This is a genomic window from Natrinema limicola JCM 13563, assembly GCF_000337475.1.
GTDB classification, from domain to species: domain Archaea; phylum Halobacteriota; class Halobacteria; order Halobacteriales; family Natrialbaceae; genus Natrinema; species Natrinema limicola.
In genome coordinates this window covers 1-1036 of sequence record NZ_AOIT01000042.1, presented here as the reverse complement: position 1 = coordinate 1036, position 1036 = coordinate 1, and the positions used below count along the sequence as shown (strand labels likewise).

1 protein-coding gene is annotated in these 1036 nt (G+C 54.1%); it reads right to left on the bottom strand.

Annotated elements, in window-relative coordinates; all coding sequences use genetic code 11:
• Positions 1-250: 250 nt before the first annotated feature.
• The gene (locus tag C476_RS11510) at positions 251-718 is read right to left on the bottom strand and encodes a hypothetical protein (RefSeq protein ID WP_241430488.1); all 468 of its coding nucleotides are present in this window, start codon (positions 716-718) and stop codon (positions 251-253) included.
• Positions 719-1036 lie beyond the last annotated feature (318 nt).

The window sequence follows — 1036 nt, the reverse complement described above, 5'->3', positions numbered from 1 at the left end:
ACTCTTAGCTGTCGCGGTACATCGCCCGAACCGACCGTAATTCATCTTACTACTCATGGGGGTTCATGTGGTCCGTGTTTGTCTCTTGCCTCAAGATTCCATGGGGGGTTGTTGTCCGACCGCGATTCATAGGTTCAGAGTTCGTCGACCCTACTCTAATCATGAACGTACTGTCTCGAGAGATACCACGAGATTACGAGATACCCGAATACAACGCATATCACGAACATATTACCAAAGGTTAGTTCAATCACGAACCTGCCTCCGTGAGGGGTTGCTGTGCAATCTCCGGCCCAATAGACAGCGTCTGAACCGTCTCGTCTCGTTCTTCGGTTAGACTCGACAGTAAGGGACGTACCCAGTCTACCCAGTCGTACATCGTATGGAGACGGTCGATGTCCGGTAGCCCGTTAGGTCCGCATTGTACCCATATCTCGATTACCTCCTCGGTCAACTCATCAAGCGCTTCTAGCGTCTCAAAGAGGACGTCTCGAGTGAACGACTCGGTCAGCATGAACGATGGAAGAATCCGCTTGTGGCGTTCTTGCTCGTCTGTGAACGAAAGGTTCAGTCGGCACTGACCCTCGGTCTCGTCGACTAACCCCATTGCTACAAGTGTCGGTAAGTGGTTCCGAACCGACTGCGTCGAGATTCCCGCTTTCTCGGCTAACTCTGTCTTGCTAAGGCTCAGATTCGTCGCGAGCAACGTACTAATCATCGCCCGAACCGTGGGGGTTGCGTCCTCTAAGAGACGCTTCGACGGGAGACTCGCGAGTGAAAGCCGTACTTCGCTACTCCGAATCTCTCTCGGTGTCGCTTCTTGAGACAACCCTCGCCCGATTGCGTGGGCTACGTCGTACGGTGTCCGTGCAAACCCAGAGAATAGCCGTATCGCGTCTCTCGTCGCGTCGAGACCTTTCGCCCGACACATTGCCCGTGTTACTCGTGCAACCGTACTCGGACCATGCTCGACGACCACAGGGACTTTGAGCGCAATCTCCGGCCTGTCTCTTATACACATCTCTGATGGCGCGAG